The sequence below is a fragment of the Streptococcus pseudopneumoniae ATCC BAA-960 = CCUG 49455 genome, assembly GCF_002087075.1.
Taxonomy (GTDB): Bacteria; Bacillota; Bacilli; order Lactobacillales; family Streptococcaceae; genus Streptococcus; species Streptococcus pseudopneumoniae.
Genome location: NZ_MWSM01000018.1, coordinates 15,067 through 33,810 on the forward strand (window position 1 = coordinate 15,067; position 18,744 = coordinate 33,810).

The 18,744-nt window shown below is 39.4% G+C and carries 14 protein-coding genes and 1 pseudogene; 1 reads left to right on the plus strand and 14 read right to left on the minus strand.

From position 1 onward, the window contains the following. Position 1: 1 nt before the first annotated feature. The 4 genes and pseudogenes from B4W83_RS04465 to gyrA all read right to left on the minus strand — a co-directional run bounded on the left by B4W83_RS04465 (position 2) and on the right by gyrA (position 5,024). On the minus strand, positions 2-1,276 hold the full coding sequence (locus B4W83_RS04465; RefSeq protein WP_001002630.1) for a DUF2130 domain-containing protein: 1,275 nt from the start codon (positions 1,274-1,276) through the stop codon (positions 2-4). A gap of 95 nt (positions 1,277-1,371) precedes the next feature. After that, positions 1,372-1,653 (minus strand): annotated as a pseudogene (locus B4W83_RS04470) (PLP-dependent transferase); the annotation flags it as partial. A 159-nt stretch (positions 1,654-1,812) separates the two neighbouring features. Further along, entirely contained in the window at positions 1,813-2,556 is a 744-nt protein-coding gene (gene srtA / locus B4W83_RS04475) for a sortase SrtA (RefSeq protein ID WP_000018518.1), read from the minus strand. Beyond that, entirely contained in the window at positions 2,556-5,024 is a 2,469-nt protein-coding gene (gene gyrA, locus B4W83_RS04480; RefSeq protein ID WP_001153001.1) for a DNA gyrase subunit A, read from the minus strand. Before gyrA ends, srtA begins: the two co-directional genes overlap by 1 nt. A gap of 193 nt (positions 5,025-5,217) precedes the next feature. On the opposite strand from gyrA, the gene B4W83_RS04485 reads away from it, so the two are divergent. Further along, on the plus strand, positions 5,218-6,186 hold the full coding sequence (locus B4W83_RS04485) for an L-lactate dehydrogenase (protein WP_000204732.1): 969 nt from the start codon (positions 5,218-5,220) through the stop codon (positions 6,184-6,186). Positions 6,187-6,445: 259 nt separating this feature from the next. On the opposite strand, the gene B4W83_RS04490 is transcribed toward B4W83_RS04485, so the two are convergent. The 10 genes from B4W83_RS04490 to B4W83_RS04535 form a co-directional block, all read right to left on the minus strand. After that, positions 6,446-9,700 (minus strand): DEAD/DEAH box helicase family protein, encoded by a 3,255-nt coding sequence (locus B4W83_RS04490; RefSeq protein WP_001143846.1) that lies wholly within the window; start codon positions 9,698-9,700, stop codon positions 6,446-6,448. A 164-nt stretch (positions 9,701-9,864) separates the two neighbouring features. After that, positions 9,865-11,736 (minus strand): Eco57I restriction-modification methylase domain-containing protein, encoded by a 1,872-nt coding sequence (locus B4W83_RS04495; protein WP_000150988.1) that lies wholly within the window; start codon positions 11,734-11,736, stop codon positions 9,865-9,867. Between the two features lie 75 nt (positions 11,737-11,811). Next, positions 11,812-12,066 (minus strand): type II toxin-antitoxin system RelE family toxin, encoded by a 255-nt coding sequence (locus B4W83_RS04500; RefSeq protein WP_007284771.1) that lies wholly within the window; start codon positions 12,064-12,066, stop codon positions 11,812-11,814. Between the two features lies 1 nt (position 12,067). Continuing rightward, positions 12,068-12,310: a type II toxin-antitoxin system RelB family antitoxin gene (gene relB / locus B4W83_RS04505; RefSeq protein WP_007284772.1), complete on the minus strand. Its 243-nt coding sequence runs from the start codon at positions 12,308-12,310 to the stop codon at positions 12,068-12,070. A 90-nt stretch (positions 12,311-12,400) separates the two neighbouring features. Then, positions 12,401-13,210, minus strand: a complete 810-nt coding sequence (locus tag B4W83_RS04510; protein ID WP_001289494.1) for an MBL fold metallo-hydrolase — start codon at positions 13,208-13,210, stop codon at positions 12,401-12,403. Position 13,211: 1 nt separating this feature from the next. Further along, a complete protein-coding gene (gene vicK, locus B4W83_RS04515; protein ID WP_000886221.1) occupies positions 13,212-14,561 on the minus strand; it encodes a cell wall metabolism sensor histidine kinase VicK in 1,350 nt (449 codons plus the stop codon). Continuing rightward, complete coding sequence (gene yycF / locus B4W83_RS04520; RefSeq protein ID WP_000722069.1) at positions 14,554-15,258, minus strand: response regulator YycF; 705 nt, start codon at positions 15,256-15,258, stop codon at positions 14,554-14,556. Before yycF ends, vicK begins: the two co-directional genes overlap by 8 nt. 55 nt (positions 15,259-15,313) lie before the next feature. Further along, a complete protein-coding gene (gene mutY / locus B4W83_RS04525) occupies positions 15,314-16,489 on the minus strand; it encodes an A/G-specific adenine glycosylase (RefSeq protein ID WP_000886137.1) in 1,176 nt (391 codons plus the stop codon). A gap of 45 nt (positions 16,490-16,534) precedes the next feature. Further along, a complete protein-coding gene (locus tag B4W83_RS12730; RefSeq protein ID WP_158083587.1) occupies positions 16,535-16,705 on the minus strand; it encodes a hypothetical protein in 171 nt (56 codons plus the stop codon). 199 nt (positions 16,706-16,904) lie between these two features. Next, positions 16,905-18,575, minus strand: a complete 1,671-nt coding sequence (locus B4W83_RS04535; protein WP_000845265.1) for a formate--tetrahydrofolate ligase — start codon at positions 18,573-18,575, stop codon at positions 16,905-16,907. Between the last annotated feature and the right edge of the window lie 169 nt (positions 18,576-18,744).

An 18,744-nucleotide genomic window follows, 5' to 3' on the forward strand; every position in this document is an offset into this window, starting at 1 on the left:
TCTACTCCCCCTTCAATGCTTCAAATTTCGCTTTCATGGTTGGATTTTTCCGGGTCAATTTTTTAACAGAGACATCTTCCAATTTGTTGTTAGCTAAACGGAGTTGGTTTTCAGATGTGGTCAGGAATTTCTTAACCTCTTCCATGCGTTTGATGGCCTTGTCGATTTCATCAATAGCTTTTCCAAAGTTGGTCGAAGCTGAATTATAGTTCTTAGCAAAGGCTAGTTTAAAAGCATCCAAGTCTTCCTCAAAATGTGTAATGTCGATATTTTGCTCGCGAACAAGCGCTAACTCCTGCTTGTATTTTAAAGAATTAAGAGCCGCATTACGTAAGAGCCCAATCAACTGAATAAAGAATTGAGGACGAACCACATACATCTTTTCATACTCGTGACTGACGTCAACAATCCCTGTGTTAAAGTAGTCGTTATCGGCCTCAAGCATGGTCACTAAAACGGCATATTCACAGTTCTTCTCCCGACGGTCCTTGTCCAATTCCTTGTAAAAATCTGCATTCTTGTGCTTCTTCTCTGTTCCGTCAGCTTCATTCTTCATCTCAAACATAATGGAGATAATCTCTACCTCATTTTCATCACACTCACGGAAGATGAAGTCTCCCTTAGACCCACGCGCAGAGACTTTGTTATCCTTCTCAAAGTAGGCATTTGGAAAGGCGAAACTACGGACCTTGTTAAACTCACTCTCTGCATACTGTTCTAGGCTTTCCCCAATGGCTTTTGTAGATTGTTGAGCCTTAAAATTCTTATAAAACTCGACTTGTTCACTAGCTGCTTTAAGCTGGGCTTCATAGTTTTGCTTAACAGAAGCCAAAGACAACTCATTTTCCTTTTCTTGCAAGAGGAGCTGATTTTTGACCTGAACATGTTCTTTTTCTAGGTCAGAAAGGGTCTTTTGCAGTTGATTTTCATGCTCTAAACGCAAAGTGGCCAATTGGTTCTCCAAAGCCTGTACTTCCTTGTCCTTAGCCAAGAGGGCCTGATGGCTTGTCTGTTCAACTTCTTTCTTGGCCAATTCTTTTTCTGTATCAAAGTTTTGGATCTGACTCTGTAATTGCGCAATTTCTTGATCCTTCTGAGCCAGTTTAGTCTGTTGCTCATTCATAGCCTTTTGCTCAGCCAAGGCCAGTTCTTGCCTCATCCTATCGTGTAGTTCCTTATCAAACTCTGCCGTTCTCACTTGGGACAAAAGTTCAGCATACTGGCTTTCATTTACTGTAAAGACTTCCCCACAGTTGGGACATTTGATTTCGTTCATTACATTCCTCTTTCTAGACTTCTGTAACCATTATATCATGCCTGAAGGAAAATCAAAAACAGTGAGTCAAAACCCACTGTTTATCTTCTGTTACTTTAAATTTTTTCCAAGGCCAAGCGCAAGTCTCCAATCAAATCTTCTACATTTTCAAGACCGATAGACAAGTGGATTTGGTTTGGTGTGACACCTGCTGCTTCTAGGTCTTTTTCTGACAATTGACCATGAGTGGTTGTTGCTGGATGGACAACAAGCGATTTAGCATCTGCCACGTTTGCAAGATCAGAAAAGATTTCTAAATGATCAATGACCTTGCGGGCTTCTGCCTCCCCACCTTTGACATGGAAGGTAAAGATGGAGCCGAAACCTTTTGGCAAGTATAGTAGATTGAAACTAGAATAGTACACATATACTTCTAAAACATTGTTAGAAATCGATTTGACTGTCCTGATCGATTCGTCCTATTCTTATTTCATTTTACTATATTTTTATGAAAATCTTAAAAAAATCAGTGAAATTCTGGATTTCACTGATTTGTATTAATAAAATTGTTTATATGGTTGATTGAAAGCTGTTAGGATTTCATCAGATGTTTGTGAATAATCTTTTGTTTCTTTCAAATCACCTTTGACAATAATACGTTCTGTAGCAGCAAGGTCTTCACAGGTTACTAATGTGATTTCATTGACCCCTTCTCTATCATCAACTTCATCAACACGATCCGGTGTCACACGTTTGACTTCACGTATTTCATAAGTATAAACTTTATTTTTATCGGTTAGATAAATCTTCATGCCATTTTTAGCATTATCTAAAGGAGAAAATAACATTTTATTAGCATTATCAACACCAAAGATATGGTGACTAGCTAGACTATAATTTCCTTCCCCCATTACTTGCTCGCGTTTCATTGTACCAGCTCCGTAGAAGAGATTAACATTATCAAGTCCTTTAAAAATCGGCAAATTCATTTCCAATTCAGGAATTGCAATTCCCCCAATAACTGGTAATTTTTGAGCATCCCATTGAGAAGTTAGAACAGCTTCCGAAGAGATAGCTTTGACAGAATCAAAGTCAAAATTGCCTTCTGTATCCTGATTTTCTTCTAATTTTTCTTTTGATACCTGGCTAACTTGATACTTATTGGTATTCCAGACTATGAAAATATTTCGAATTTGCGCATTAAAAATCAAAGCCAGTGACAGTAATATCAGAAATCCTGCTAGGATATTTGTCAGCAGATTTTTTCGCTTGTTTTTCTTTTTATTATTTTTATGAGACATTATTCTTCACCTTCTGTTTCATTTTCTGTCCCAACTTCTTCTTTTTCTGCCACCGCAACCGTTGTGAAAGTCACTATCTGAGCATCTTGATCCAGGCGCATTACTTTAACTCCCATAGTTGCGCGTCCTGTTTGTGAAATATTGGCAAGATTGGTTCGAATCATGACACCTGTATCAGTGATAATCATCAAATCCTCATCCCCTTGAACAGTCATAAGACCGGCCAGCAAGCCATTTTTTTCGGTAATTTTAGCTGTCTGCATTCCCTTACCACCACGACCTTTTGTTGGGTATTCAGTAGCGACTGTACGCTTACCATATCCTTTTTCTGTGATAATAAGAACCTCATCTTGATCAGTAATCAAGCTGGCACCAACAACTGTGTCTCCTTCACGAAGGTTAACACCTTTCACACCAGTGGCGATACGACTCATACCACGAACGGCTGATTGATTAAAGCGAACTGCATAACCAAACTTGGTACCAATGATAATATCCATATCTCCTTCCGCCAACAAGACATTGATTAACTCATCTTCATCCTTTAAATTCAGCGCTTTGAGACCATTTTGACGAATATTGGCAAATTCCTTAACACTGGTTCTCTTCACAATACCGTGACGGGTTGTAAAGAAGAGATAAGCATCATCACTGCGATCAGACTCAACATTGATAACCGTCTGAATATTTTCGTCTTCATCCAATTTCAAGAGATTGACTACTGGTAGCCCTTTGGCAGTCCGACCATACTCAGGAATTTCATAACCTTTCAAACGATAAACTCGTCCTTTATTTGTGAAGAAGAGCAGATGATCATGGGTGCTAGTTGACACTAACTCACGAACAAAGTCATCATCTTTCACTCCTGTTCCTTGGACACCACGACCCCCACGTTTTTGAGCAGTAAATTCAGCTTGGTCCAGACGTTTAATGTATCCTTTGTTAGAAAGGGTAATTAAGACATCCGATTCTTCAATCAAGTCCTCATCCTCGAGACTCAAGACCTGTCCAACCATCAACTCTGTACGGCGTTTATCGGAAAATTTACGTTTAACTTCATCCAATTCGTCTTTGATGATTTGAGAAACACGTTCAGGCTTAGCAAGAATATCCGCTAAGTCCGCAATCAGAGCCAAGAGGTCATCATACTCAGATTGAATCTTATCGCGTTCCAAACCTGTCAAACGACGAAGACGCATGTCTAGGATGGCCTGACTTTGACGTTCAGAAAGCTTAAACTTACTCATCAACTCAGCTTGTGCTTCCGCATCCGTTTCACTAGCACGAATGATACGAATCACTTCGTCGATATGGTCTAGCGCAATCAAGAGACCTTCTAAGATATGAGCGCGCGCTTCCGCTTTTTCCTTATCAAAACGTGTACGACGAACAACTACTTCTTTTTGGTGCTCGATATAAGCATCCAAAATCTGACGAAGAGACAAAATTTTCGGTATACCATTTTGGATAGCCAGCATATTGAAACCAAAGTTGGTTTGCATCTGGGTCATCTTGAAGAGATTATTAAGGATAACATTGGCTGAGGCATCACGCTTGACTTCAATAACAAATCGAACACCCTCACGGTTTGACTCATCACGTACTGCTGTAATCCCCTCAATGCGTTTTTCCTGAACCAAGCGAACAATATGCTCATGCACCTTGGTTTTGTTGACCATATAAGGAAATTCTGTTACAACAATGCGCTCACGGCCAGTCTTAGTTTCTTCGATTTCGGTACGAGAACGTAGGACAATCGAACCTTTACCTGTTTCATAAGCCTTGTGGATACCTGATTTCCCCATGACAAGGGCACCTGTTGGAAAATCTGGACCAGGCAAGACTTCCATCAATTCCTTGGTAGTCACTTCAGGATTATCCATGACCAACTTCACTGCATCAATGGTTTCACCTAGATTATGAGGTGGAATATTGGTTGCCATCCCAACAGCAATACCAGTTGCTCCATTAACCAAAAGGTTTGGAAAACGCGCTGGCAAGACCAAGGGTTCCCGTTCGTTGGCATCATAGTTATCAACGAAATCAACTGTATTTTTGTTGATATCACGAAGCATTTCCAGAGCAATCTTGCTCATACGTGCCTCGGTATAACGTTGAGCGGCAGCACTATCTCCATCCATGGAACCAAAATTCCCATGACCATCTACAAGCATGTAACGGTAGCTCCACCATTGAGCCATACGGACCATGGCTTCATAGATAGAGGAATCCCCGTGTGGGTGGTATTTACCCATGACATCCCCTGTAATACGAGCAGATTTTTTATGGGGTTTGTCTGGAGTAACACCCAATTCATTCATTCCGTAGAGAATGCGACGGTGAACAGGTTTTAAGCCATCTCGAACATCAGGAAGAGCTCGCGCTACGATAACACTCATGGCGTAGTCGATAAAGCTTGCCTTCATCTCCTTTGTCAGATTGACATTCACTAAATTTTTATCCTGCATTAATAAATGCCTCATTTCACAATTAGTAAGTAACAACATTATACCATAAATTCCCATCTATTTCAGCCTCTAAACCACTAAAACGTTTACATAGAGAACTATACGGCATATTCGTGACAAAGTTTTTTAAAAGTGATAGAATGAAGTTGTCTAGGGAAAATCCCCTAATAAAATTAAGGAGATGTTTAGAACAATGACTTCAACTAAACAACACAAAAAAGTTATCCTTGTCGGTGATGGTGCTGTAGGTTCATCTTACGCTTTTGCACTTGTTAACCAAGGAATTGCACAAGAGCTTGGAATTATCGAAATTCCACAATTGCATGAAAAAGCTGTTGGTGATGCGCTTGACCTTAGTCACGCCCTTGCCTTCACTTCACCTAAAAAAATCTATGCAGCTCAATACTCTGACTGTGCAGACGCTGACCTTGTTGTGATCACTGCAGGTGCGCCTCAAAAACCAGGTGAAACTCGTCTTGACCTTGTAGGTAAAAACCTTGTTATCAACAAATCAATCGTAACTCAAGTTGTTGAATCAGGTTTCAAAGGTATCTTCCTTGTTGCTGCTAACCCAGTTGACGTTTTGACTTACTCAACTTGGAAATTCTCTGGTTTCCCTAAAGAACGCGTCATCGGTTCAGGTACTTCACTTGACTCAGCTCGTTTCCGTCAAGCCCTTGCTGAAAAAATCGGTGTTGACGCTCGTTCAGTTCACGCCTATATCATGGGTGAACACGGTGACTCTGAGTTTGCCGTTTGGTCACATGCTAACGTTGCCGGTGTAAAATTGGAACAATGGTTGCAAGCTAACCGTGACTTGAATGAAGCTGACCTTGTAGAACTCTTCATTTCTGTTCGCGACGCTGCATACTCAATCATTAACAAGAAAGGTGCTACATACTACGGTATCGCTGTAGCCCTCGCTCGTATCACTAAAGCAATCCTTGACGATGAAAACGCAGTACTTCCACTTTCCGTATTCCAAGAAGGTCAATACGGAATTGAGAACGTCTTTATCGGTCAACCAGCTATCGTTGGAGCACACGGTATCGTTCGTCCAGTAAACATTCCATTGAACGATGCAGAAACTCAAAAAATGCAAGCATCTGCTAAAGAATTGCAAGCTATTATTGACGAAGCATGGAAAAATCCAGAATTCTAAGAAGCTTCTAAAAATTAATTTAACTATAGACAACTCCTTGAATCATCAGGGAGTTGTTTTTTTCCTGTATCATATGAAATAGTACCCCGTTACTCTAAAACGTTGTTATAAAATGCTTTAAATTCCTAATCGATTTGTTCATATCTTATTTCAATCCATTATACATCTTCCCACAATAAAACGCATAATACCAAGGATTGTCAATACCTTATCTTATGCGTTTTTTCTGATTTCAAAGAATTTTGACTCAGCCTTCTTTTTAATTATTTTCAAAATAGGAATCAACCAACTCCTGAATTCTTCCTTCTTTAGCTGCTGGAATAGTATCTTCTAAAACAAAATTCTTCCTACTGATATCTTTAGAAAGATTTCCAAAGATAAAATTAGTGGAAATGTTATAGATAATTTCTGAAGGGGCAAATCCATAAACTTGATTTTCTAGGATATGTTTTAATCGCTCTTCAGGATTTTGAAAGGCTTCTTGCATACCTACGCTATTATATAGTCGCTTAACCAATTCTGCAATATAGAGGCCTGACTTCATGTACAAATCAATAAAAGTCTTAGATGGATCATCAAAAATCCCTGGATTTTCCTTTTCCAAATCATCCACCATCCTTTTCACCACTCGTTTAGGAGTGAAAATTTGGTTGGTCTTCTGCGGTGGAATATAGTCAAAAATGTCTTCTTTTTGATCTTTAAAATAATCCGCCAACTCCTCTTTCTTACGAAGAAATTCTTGGATAGCTTCGTCAAATGTTGCTCGATCAAAGAGATGTCCTGCAAAATCTTGTCCACCATCTCTCAAATAACGAAATTGGTCAATCGTAATAGCAGTCACTTCAAAGAAAACATGCTCAGGAACAAAGGTATCAAAATTATCAAGTGTTAGAGATTGATTGCCATAGGCCATGATGAAACTTGGAATTGTTCGTGCAAATCCTCGAAGATGGTCACGAATCTCATCTTGAGCTGATTGTTTTAACTGTTCAACACGTTTTATCTCAACCTGTTCGATAAACTTCTCAGGCATTTTTTCCACTTCTTCTTTGAGTGTTTGCTCTAGTTTTTCTTTGTGAATGAGATTATTTTCTTCTAAACGTTTATCAAAATCTTCTTGAATCTTATCCTTTTGCTCCTTATCAACCGCTTCCTTGATTTGTTGCTGCAATTCTTGCTTGATATGAGCTTCAGAAATTTTTCTTTCGATATCATTTTTTCGAATTTCATTCTCAAATATTGCTGTAATTTGCTTCTTGATTTGGTCTGTTTCCCGAGTTTTAAGATTGTATTCAGCTTTTAAATCTTCTACAATCACTGAAGAAACTGTCTTACTCAAATCATTTGCCAATTGTTTTTGAGTTCGTTCCTCATCTTTTGTGACTAACTCAGCAACAGATTCACCAAGCCCATAAACTTTTTCACCAAAAAGTCGCATTTGCTGATTAACTACAATTTCATGGTCTACTACTGCATTTCCCTCATCATCGACTGTAACATCTGAAAAGTCTAATAAATCAGAACTATCTTGTACCTTCCCTTCCTTTTCAACTGGCAGCTCATTTAAAATATCTAGAACTGTTTGACTAGCTTGGAAAATACCGCTAATATTATCAAATAATAGATTGGACATAAAGCCACGTTTAAGAACTTCTCTAGCTTTTATCTGGCGAGGAATGGTTAGAACCGCCTTGGCATCAATTTCAACCATTTTACCAGCACGGTCTTCAGCTATGACAGGGAAGAAATTGAGTAATTCTCTGATGTTTTCTTCACGAGTTGTCGAAGTCCCGCCGCCTCCTGCAGTCGCAAGCGATAAGTTGTTGGCAAACTCATCAAAGAGAATCAAGGTTCTTTCCGGCGCAAAGTCAAATACATAGGCTCTTTCTTTGCGAAAGTGATTTCCTTTGTTATCGATCCATGAGTAAGGATTTTGAGCACGGAAGGCGGCCTGCATATAAAGTGCAGGTGATTTCAAATTCGATAACATCAATACACCTGTCCACTCAGGGATAGTGACACCTGTCGTCAATTGACCGACGGATAGGGTAATGGTTTTGTCATTACCTGCTATCGCTTTTCTAACCAAGTCCAAGGATTTGAGTTTGACTTTATCGTCTTCTTCGGACATACGTCCGTCACCAGCAGCTAGAACGATCTCATAGTTTTCATAGATGGGGTGTTCTTCTAGTAGGGCTTTTAATGCTTTGGCCGAAGCGACACGTTCTAAAAGCCAAAAAGTATGCTTGAGTTCATTACGGAGTTCTTTGGTTGAAAATGGATATTTTTCATTGCTTGATAGAGTATCTAACCAATTTCTGACATCTTGCTCATGGATAAATTTACCTTTATCATCTGTAGCGAAAAATTCACTCAAGTCAAAAGCATAGTCAATATTTTCACCATCAAGTTGAGCGCCTTTCTCTAGCTCTTCACCAATCATCTGAGACATTTGATAGGTAAAGAGATTTAACTGAGGTAAGGTTTCATATGGATTTTCCTCTTCTTGCTCAGGCGACCAAATAGTTTTGGCTGCCTGCTCATCAGCATAAGACCAGTTATAGATTTGCTCCTCGGTAAAATCTCCCTTAGCCAATGCTTTAAATGGTGTACCTGACAAATGCAGAGTAAAATTCCGTCGAATCTTATTAAAGGCTTGGTCAGTCTTGAAGGTATCAACTCCTTCATGAGCCTCGTCAATAACCAACAAATCCCAATGCAGATCAGTCACCCATTTGAGTTTATCGTGCTCTCCACCTAAATAAACAGAACCTTTCAAGTCTTGGAGACTGATAAAAGCAAGTTGTCTTACATCGTCATCTAAAATACCAACAAATTCTTTACGTGACAAAGTTGGACGACTCTTAAGGCTATCTGATTCAGAAACAAACTTGTAAGTCGTCTGGCCTGCTATGAATGTTTCAAAATCATTATACCATGAGTTAGCAATGGCAGGGCGGTTTGTTACAATTAGGACATTAACAGCTTCCATTCGACGAGCTAGGTCATAGGTAGACAAGGTTTTACCAAATCGTGGTTTGGCATTCCAGAGAAATTTGCCTCCAGCATGTTCTTGGAAATAAGCTAATGTCTTAGCAACTGCTTCTTCTTGCTCTTGTCGCAGAGTATAGTCCTGTCCTTTTCCAGGTTGATAACCAGACAAATCATGCTGAACAAATTTATCGAATAGATTTTTAGATTTTTCAGGAGTTCCATTAAAATAGAACCATTCCGTCTTAGGACGACGTTCTACATCATGGAAAGACAAGAAATGGTGGAAATCATGATCCTTGAAAGTTTTCCCCTTATCAGGCTCTTCTGTATAAGCTGCATCACCAGTCCATAATATGTCTGTATCTATATGAGCTGTATGCGTTTGCTCCTTGATACGTTGTGTGACATCACGTTCTGTATACCCAATCTTAATCCAGCCTTCATTACTGGTTACTGTCGGTGTGGTGTAGGCATAGATTTTAGGATGAATCTCTTTAGTGGTTTTAATTTCTACTGGCATAAGTTTTCCTTTTTTGAACGTTTGCTAACCAAGTCAATTTATCTAACAAATGACTTTCTCATCTCATAAGTACAAAAAGGGTCAGGGCATCGTATGCTTCCTGACCTAATCCTATGTGTCAATTATAGATCACTGAGCGCTATTTGTCAAATAAAAATACTTTTCTAATCCATCTCCCTTACATGTGTCTCAATAAAGGCAATTTCCTCAGGAGAAAGGTCATATTTTTGATAGAGCTGATGGTCAATATCAGCCACTGATTGTGTCCAATCAATGTCCGAATTGACCGTAAAGTCTTGGAGGGGGACGTAATACCAAGTTTTGCGTGAATTATGCTGAGTAACTTTCAAAACACCTAATAATACTCTAGCGAATTTAGTTTTAATAAATTTAATACAAGCATCGGCTTCAAATTTTGTTTTAAAATTACCAATAGATAAAAAAGTATCTGTATGCCCGATTAGGGGTTCCCCGATTAGGGGTGTTGATAAGACTTCACCTAAGGCACCACTTCCATTAGCTTCTGGTACAAAAACATTATAATTTTCGAATGTTTCCGGTAAATCTAAATATTTTTTATTAATATATCGATAAACACGTTCGGAGCCAATTCTTCCAAGTAGAGCAACATGGTCTTTTTCTTCTTTGTTTTTGAAAACAAAATCTAACTGAGTTAGTGATTTCGAAACAATTTTATTTTTTGTTCCTTTTCCTTGCAGTTTTTCAGCATTTGGATAATCAGAAAAAAGTTTATTTGAAAATCTATAAATACCTTGAGGATAAACTAAATCAGAAAAAGTTTCAAATTCTGGATGTTTTTCGATTTTTTTTACAATACCATTCAAAGTTTCAAAAATAGTAAATACTCCGATTGGTCCCAAATCTTTATCAGCATCACGATAAGTTATTGCTACTCCACCCTTAATATCTGTTCCTGTGAATACTTTATCGCTTTTAAGCTCATAGAATTGAACTTTTAAATGCTTATCTTCTAGCATCTTTTCCATCCAATTTTTAGGAGTTTGACCAGCTTTAAATAAAAACCTTGCTGGGGTGATTAGTATAGATTTATCTGCGATTTTATAAGCTTCATCAATAAAATAGTGATATATCGGCTCATCTCTAGCTTCTCCTGTTTCCTGATACGGAGGATTTCCTATCACGACATCAAATTTCATTTCACTTTCCTCGCTAGATAGGCGCTCAAAACCTATCATTCTATTCTTTTTCCAGTCTTTGATATGGGTTTTAGATTCTTCTACTTCTTGGACTTCTAGCTCATCCGCAAACAAACTCAATTGTTGAGATTGCTTTTGTTTAGCTGAATAAGGACTACTTTTTTTCAATCCATCCATCTGAAAGACATTGTAAGAAATAATAGTCGCAATTTCTTTCTTTTGCTCTAATGTTGGTTGATTTCCAGTCTTAGCTAGATAATAGTCCTCAAAAGTTGCCAAAAGATTCTCACGCGCCAAAAGGAGAGAATCTCCTTGATACTCATAGCCATAAGAAGCTCGATAAGCTTTTTTTACAAATTCATAAAAGGTGACTTCATCTGAGACCTCACGACTAATGCGCTGCAATTTTCTATCAACAAAACCAACTCGTTCAGATAATGGAATTTCCTTACCAGTCACTGTATCATAGCGAGTTACCATATAAGGTGCTTCACCACAGGTAATTTCTAGCCAGCGCACTTGGATATAATCTTCAAGATTCAGAGTTTCAAGTTCAGCTTCAACGTAACCATTTTGCTTTTCAACTAACCAAGTTGGCGTAAAAACTTCGGCTCTAATCTTAGTCCGATCTTTTTGCTCATATTTGGATTTTTCAGATCTGGGTTGAATCAAGTTGGCATAGGTTCCCGTCACCTTACTTGGATTGATGCGATCACTTGGAGCAAATCCCTTTCCTAACAATTCATAAGAATGCGTAGCCCAAACAATTGATTTCTTTGTCGTTCGATCTTTTAAAAGAATTTTTAATAAGTCAGCCGATTCTTTAGATAAACTTTCTTCACTAATATCTATTGTCATAAGCAACCTCTCTTATATTGTAAGCCCTATTATATCATATTTTAAAGAATGAAAATTTACTTGGAAAAAAGTAATTCAATAAATATCTCTCCGATGACCAACTTCTAGAGTGGCAATTACTAATTCATCATCTACAATTTGTACGATAACTCGATAATTACCAATTCTATAGCGCCATTGACCAACACGATTACCAACCAAAGCCTTTCCGTGTCGTCTTGGGTCTTCCAAAACATTGGTTTGTAAATAGTTTGTAATTAGCTTCTGCGTATAACGGTCCAATTTTTTCAATTGCTTGATGAAACGTCTTGTCGGAACTAATTTATACAAATTATTCATCCTCCAAGCCTAAATCATGCATCATTTCTTCCCAAGTAATGGGTTCAACTCCTTTTTCCAAGTCGTCTAAATACTCTTGATAGGCTAAATCTGCCACACGAGCGTCGTATTCGTCTTCTAGAGCTTCAAGAGTTTTGGTGCGAATAAGTTCCGACAGGGAAACTCCTTCAAACTTAGCCATTGCTTTCATAAATGTTTTATCAGCTTCAGAAACTTTTAATGTAATAGTAGTCATCTTTTGCACTCCCTTTTTTAATGGTAACACCATTGTATTACTTTTTAGGTGTTCAGTCAATATAAAAAGAACACCTTCTCAGCGTTCTTTCTATATGTCTGTCAAGGGTGTTGCGGTATCTGGTGAGGTATCATAAACCTTAAAGTCTACTCCGACTCCCAGATCAGCTTGTGCTAGCTGATTGACCATGGTCATGTGAGCCAGCTCCTTGATATTGTTCTCTTTAGACAAATGTCCTAGGTAGATTTTCTTAGTGCGATTTCCTAGCGTCCGAATCATGGCTTCGGCGCCATCTTCGTTAGAAAGGTGACCCAGATCCGATAGGATTCGTTGTTTGAGTCGCCAAGCGTAAGAACCTGCTCGCAAAATCTCTACATCATGGTTGGACTCGATAAGATAGCCGTCCGCATTTTCGACAATCCCTGCCATACGGTCACTGACATAACCTGTATCTGTCAAAAGGACAAAACTTTTATCATCTTTCATAAAGCGATAGAACTGCGGTGCGACTGCATCATGGCTTACACCAAAACTCTCGATGTCGATATCTCCAAAGGTTTTGGTTTTGCCCATCTCAAAGATATGCTTTTGCGACGAGTCCACCTTGCCAAGATATTTACTATTTTCCATAGCCTGCCAGGTCTTTTCATTGGCATAAAGATCCATACCATACTTGCGAGCCAAAACGCCCACTCCATGGATATGGTCTGAATGCTCATGCGTAATCAAGATGGCATCCAGGTCTTCTGGCTTGCGGTTAATTTCAGCAAGTAGGCTGGTAATTTTCTTACCAGACAAGCCTGCATCCACTAAAAGCTTCTTTTTTGAGGTTTCCAGATAAAAGGAATTTCCACTGGAACCCGACGCTAAAATACTGTATTTAAAGCCTATTTCACTCATTCTAGTCTTCTACTTCGTCCTCCCATACTTCTTCTTTCACTGCATCCTTATCATAAGGGAGCACAATGGTAAAGGTTGAACCCTTGCCGTATTCACTCTTGGCCCAAATAAAGCCCTTATGTTGTTTGATAATTTCTTTAGCGATAGACAGTCCTAGACCTGTACCACCTTGTGCACGACTTCTAGCACGATCCACACGATAGAAACGGTCAAAGATACGTGGTAAATCCTGCTTAGGAATCCCTAAACCCTGGTCAGAAATGGATAAAATCATCTGGTCTTCAGTTGTCTTCATTCTGACAGTGATTTTACCCCCATCTGGCGAATACTTAATAGCATTATTTAAAATATTGTCGACAACCTGTGTCATCTTATCTGTATCAATTTCCATCCAGATAGAATTGATGGGATAATCTCTCACCAACTCATATTTTTTTTCCTTTTCCTGTCCTTTCATCTTGTCAAAACGATTGAGGATAAAGGTAATAAAAGCAGTGAAGTTAATCAGTTCCACATCTAGATGACTGGTAGCATTATCAATCCGTGAAAGATGAAGGAGGTCCGTCACCATGCGCATCATACGGTTGGTTTCATCAAGAGAAACCTTGATAAAGTCTGGTGCTACAGTTTCACACAAAGCTCCCTCATCCAAGGCTTCAAGATAGGATTTCACGCTGGTTAAAGGAGTCCGTAACTCATGGCTAACATTGGAAACAAAGAGTCTCCGTTCGCGTTCTTCCTTCTCCTGCTCCGTCGTATCATGCAAAACAGCCACCAAACCTGAAATAAAGCCAGACTCTCGACGTATCAAGGCAAAGCGAACTCGAAGGTTCAAATATTCGCCATTAATATCTTGGGAATCTAGCAACAATTCTGGACTTTGGGTAATCAAATCACGCAATTCATAGTCTTCTTCTATCTTGAGTACTTCCAAAATGCTTCTATTCAGAACATCTTCCTGAACCAGCCCCAGTTGCTTCTTGGCTGTATCGTTAATCATGATAATCTGCCCCCGACGATTGGTCGCAAGAACCCCATCTGTCATATAAAACAGAATACTATTTAGCCTCTTACTTTCTTGTTCTAGATTTTCCTGAGTGAGACGAATAACCTCCGACAAGTCATTCAAATTATTGGTAATATTGGTGATTTCAGATCCACCTTGCATATCAAGAACCTTGGAATAATCTCCTGCAATCAAATCTTTAACCTTTTGATTGACTTGCTTCAATCGAATATTATCACGTCTATTCTCCAGTAATAGGAGGGTCACAACAAGGATGAAACCTAACAAAATCAGGATAAAGATAAAATCTCTGGTAAAAATGGTTTGTTTCAGTAAATCAAGCATTATTTCTCATGTAATACCCTACACCACGGCGCGTCAAGATATACTCTGGTCGGCTGGGCGTATCTTCAATCTTCTCACGCAGACGTCGGACAGTCACATCAACCGTACGGACATCACCAAAATAGTCATAACCCCAGACAGTCTCAAGCAAGTGTTCGCGCGTAATGACTTGACCTGCATGCGATGCCAAATGATACAAAAGCTCAAATTCACGATGGGTTAAGTCTAGTTCTTCGCCATATTTTTTAGCCACGTAGGCGTCTGGAACAATTTCTAAATCCCCAATTTGGATAGGTTGAGGTTTACTTTCTGCTTCCTGCCCATCTACTGGCATAGGTTGAGAACGACGCAGAAGAGCTTTAACACGCGCCTGCAACTCACGATTTGAGAAGGGTTTGGTTACATAGTCATCCGCCCCAAGCTCCAAACCGATAACCTTATCAAATTCGCTGTCTTTAGCCGACAGCATGATAATAGGTACACTACTTGTCTTACGAATGGTCTTAGCAACTTCTAAACCATCAATTTCCGGAAGCATCAAATCCAAAATAATAATATCTGGCTGCTCTGCTTCAAATTGCTCTAGCGCTTCACGACCGTTAAAAGCAGTTACAACTTCGTAACCTTCCTTGGTCATATTAAACTTGATAATATCCGAGATTGGTTTCTCATCATCTACAATTAGTATTTTTTTCATATGTTCACCTTTTTCTCTACTATTATACCAAAAAAATAACAAGAAGACACGATAGCTAGTCTTTGTTACTGTCTAAGTTGGCTTTTGCATAAGCCTGCCAGATTTTTTGTTGGGGTTTGGCAAGTGGGTAATTCTTAAATTCTTCTGGTGAAAGCCAGCGAACTTCCCTATCTGAAAAATCATGGAAGTCAGTCACCTGACCGGCTACAATTTGAACATGCCACTTGCGATGGCTAAAGACATGCTTGACAGTCTCAAAATAAACATCAAGCCAAGCAACATCTAGGTCATAGTCCTGCTGGAAACTCTCCTCTGGACTGGGGCCAAAATTCACACTTTCTTCTGCAACCTGATGAAAGAGGTCAAACTGCTCTTCTTGCGAAAAGTTATCAACTTCTATCAATGGGAAATGCCAAAAACCTGCCAATAGCTTTTCACTTTCATTTTTTTCAAGTAAAAATTGTCCCTGAGTATTTTTGACCACCAAGGCTTTTAGATAAATGGGAACTGGCTTTTTCTTGGGAGCCTTGATTGGATAACGGTCCATGGTTCCATTCTGATATGCCGCACTAAAGTCCTTGACTGGGCTTTCTTCAGGTCTGGGATTTACAGGAGACTCAATATCAGACCCCAAGTCCATCAAAGCTTGATTAAAATCACCCGGACGCTCTGGGTCAATCAAGATTTCCATCATTGCCTGAAAAATTTTGCGATTACTTGGAATCCCAATATCATGGTTGACTTCAAACAGACGCGCCAAGACCCGCATGACATTACCATCTACAGCTGGCTCAGGCAAGTTAAAAGCGATACTGGAAATAGCTCCTGCTGTGTAAGGGCCAATCCCTTTCAAACTGGAAATTCCTTCATAGGTATTTGGAAATTGGCCACCAAAATCAGTCATAATCTGCTGGGCTGCAGCCTGCATATTGCGTACTCGAGAATAATATCCCAGTCCCTCCCAAGCCTTCAACAAACGCTCTTCAGGCGCATTCGCCAAACTTTCGACAGTTGGAAACCAGTCCAGGAATCTTTCGTAGTAAGGGATAACTGTATCCACCCTGGTCTGCTGGAGCATAATTTCAGAAACCCAGATATGATAAGGATTTTTACTTCTACGCCAGGGTAAATCTCTTTTGTTTTCATCATACCAACTGAGAAGTTTCTCACGGAAAGAAATAATCTTCTCCTCTGGCCACATGACAATACCGTATTCTTTCAAATCTAACATATCTCTAGTATAACACAGAAGGTTTTAACTGTCCTTTTCCTAGTATTAATACTCTTCGAAAATCTCTTCAAACCACGTCAACGTCGCCTTGCCGTAGGTATGGTTCCTGACTTCGTCAGTCTTATCTGCAACCTCAAAACAGTGTTTTGAGCAATCTGCGGCTAGTTTCCTAGTTTGCTCTTTGATTTTTATTGAGTATAAAAAGCCTCTTCCCAAGGGAAAGAGGACTAAATTTTATTGATGAACTGCTTGCAGCAAATAAGAAATAGGTAGGGCAAAAATATTTAAACTCAAAAAACGCATAATATCCGGTGTTGAAAAACCTTGATATTATGCGCTCTATTATGGGAAAATTTACTTCATTTTCTCCTGAAATTGAGTTTTTACCCAGTCTCTCAAAGTCAATTTCAATCCACTAGAACAAGCCTAGTACAGTTCCATCGCTTTCAACATCCATGTTGAGAGCTGCTGGACGTTTTGGAAGACCTGGCATGGTCATAACATCACCAGTTATGGCAACGATGAAGCCTGCACCTAATTTTGGTACCAATTCACGAATGGTAATTTCAAAGTTTTCTGGTGCTCCAAGCGCATTTGGATTGTCTGAGAAACTGTATTGAGTTTTAGCCATACAAATTGGCAATTTGTCCCAACCGTTTTGAACGATTTGAGCGATTTGTGTTTGAGCTTTCTTCTCAAAGTTTACTTTGCTACCACGATAGATTTCAGTGACAATTTTTTCAATCTTTTCTTGGACAGAAAGGTCATTATCATACAAACGTTTATAGTTAGCTGGATTTTCAGCGATAGTCTTGACAACCGCTTCAGCAAGTGCTACTCCACCTTCTGCACCATCAGCCCAGACACTTGCTAGTTCAACTGGCACATCAATAGAAGCACAAAGTTCTTTCAAGGCTGCGATTTCAGCTTCTGTATCAGATACAAATTCGTTGATTGCTACAACTGCTGGAATACCGAACTTACGGATGTTCTCAACATGGCGTTTCAAGTTGGCAAAACCGGCACGAACTGCCTCTACGTTTTCCTCTGTCAAAGCATCTTTAGCCACACCACCATTCATCTTAAGGGCACGAAGGGTTGCGACAATGACAACTGCATCTGGAGATGTTGGCAAGTTTGGTGTCTTAATATCAAGGAATTTCTCGGCACCAAGGTCTGCACCAAAACCAGCTTCAGTAACTGTGTAATCAGCCAAGTGAAGGGCTGTGCTTGTTGCCAAGACAGAGTTACATCCGTGAGCGATATTAGCAAATGGACCACCGTGTACAAAGGCAGGTGTACCGTAAATTGTCTGAACCAAGTTTGGCTTAATAGCATCCTTTAAAATCAATCCTAAGGCACCTTCAACCTGCAAATCACCTACAGAAACAGGCGTACGGTCATAGCGATAACCAATAACGATATTGGACAAACGACGTTTCAAGTCCTCGATGTCCGTTGCCAAGCAAAGAATGGCCATGATTTCAGAAGCAACTGTAATGTCAAATCCATCCTCACGTGGAATACCGTTTAGAGGGCCACCAAGTCCAACAGTTACATGACGAAGGGCGCGATCATTCAAGTCCACAACGCGTTTCCAGAGGATACGACGTTGGTCAATTCCCAACTCATTCCCTTGATGTAAGTGGTTGTCAATCAAGGCAGAAAGAGCATTGTTGGCAGTCGTAATGGCATGCATGTCTCCAGTAAAGTGAAGGTTGATGTCTTCCATTGGTAGAACTTGAGCATAACCACCGCCAGCAGCACCCCCCTTGATCCCCATGACTGGACCAAGAGACGGTTCGCGGATAGCAATCATGGTTTTCTTGCCAATCTTGTTCAAGGCATCCGCAAGACCAATGGTAATAGTTGATTTTCCTTCACCTGCAGGTGTTGGATTGATGGCAGTAACCAAAATCAATTTCCCAACTGGATTGCTCTCAACTGCACGAATTTTATCAAAGCTAAGCTTAGCCTTGTACTTTCCATACAACTCCAAATCATCGTAAGAAATACCAAGTTTCTCTACAACATCAACGATTGGCTTCAACTCAATACTCTGTGCGATTTCAATATCTGTTTTCATTCAAAACTCCTCTAACCTCTTATATGATAATTCATTATATCACAAAACAAGATTTTTAACATCCTCAAACTCTCTAAACGTTCGTAAATATCCATTTTTTTAAGATTTTTAGAGCCCTTTCTTAAATTTTATATGGCTTTATAGTTTGAAACTATAGTAAATATTCGTT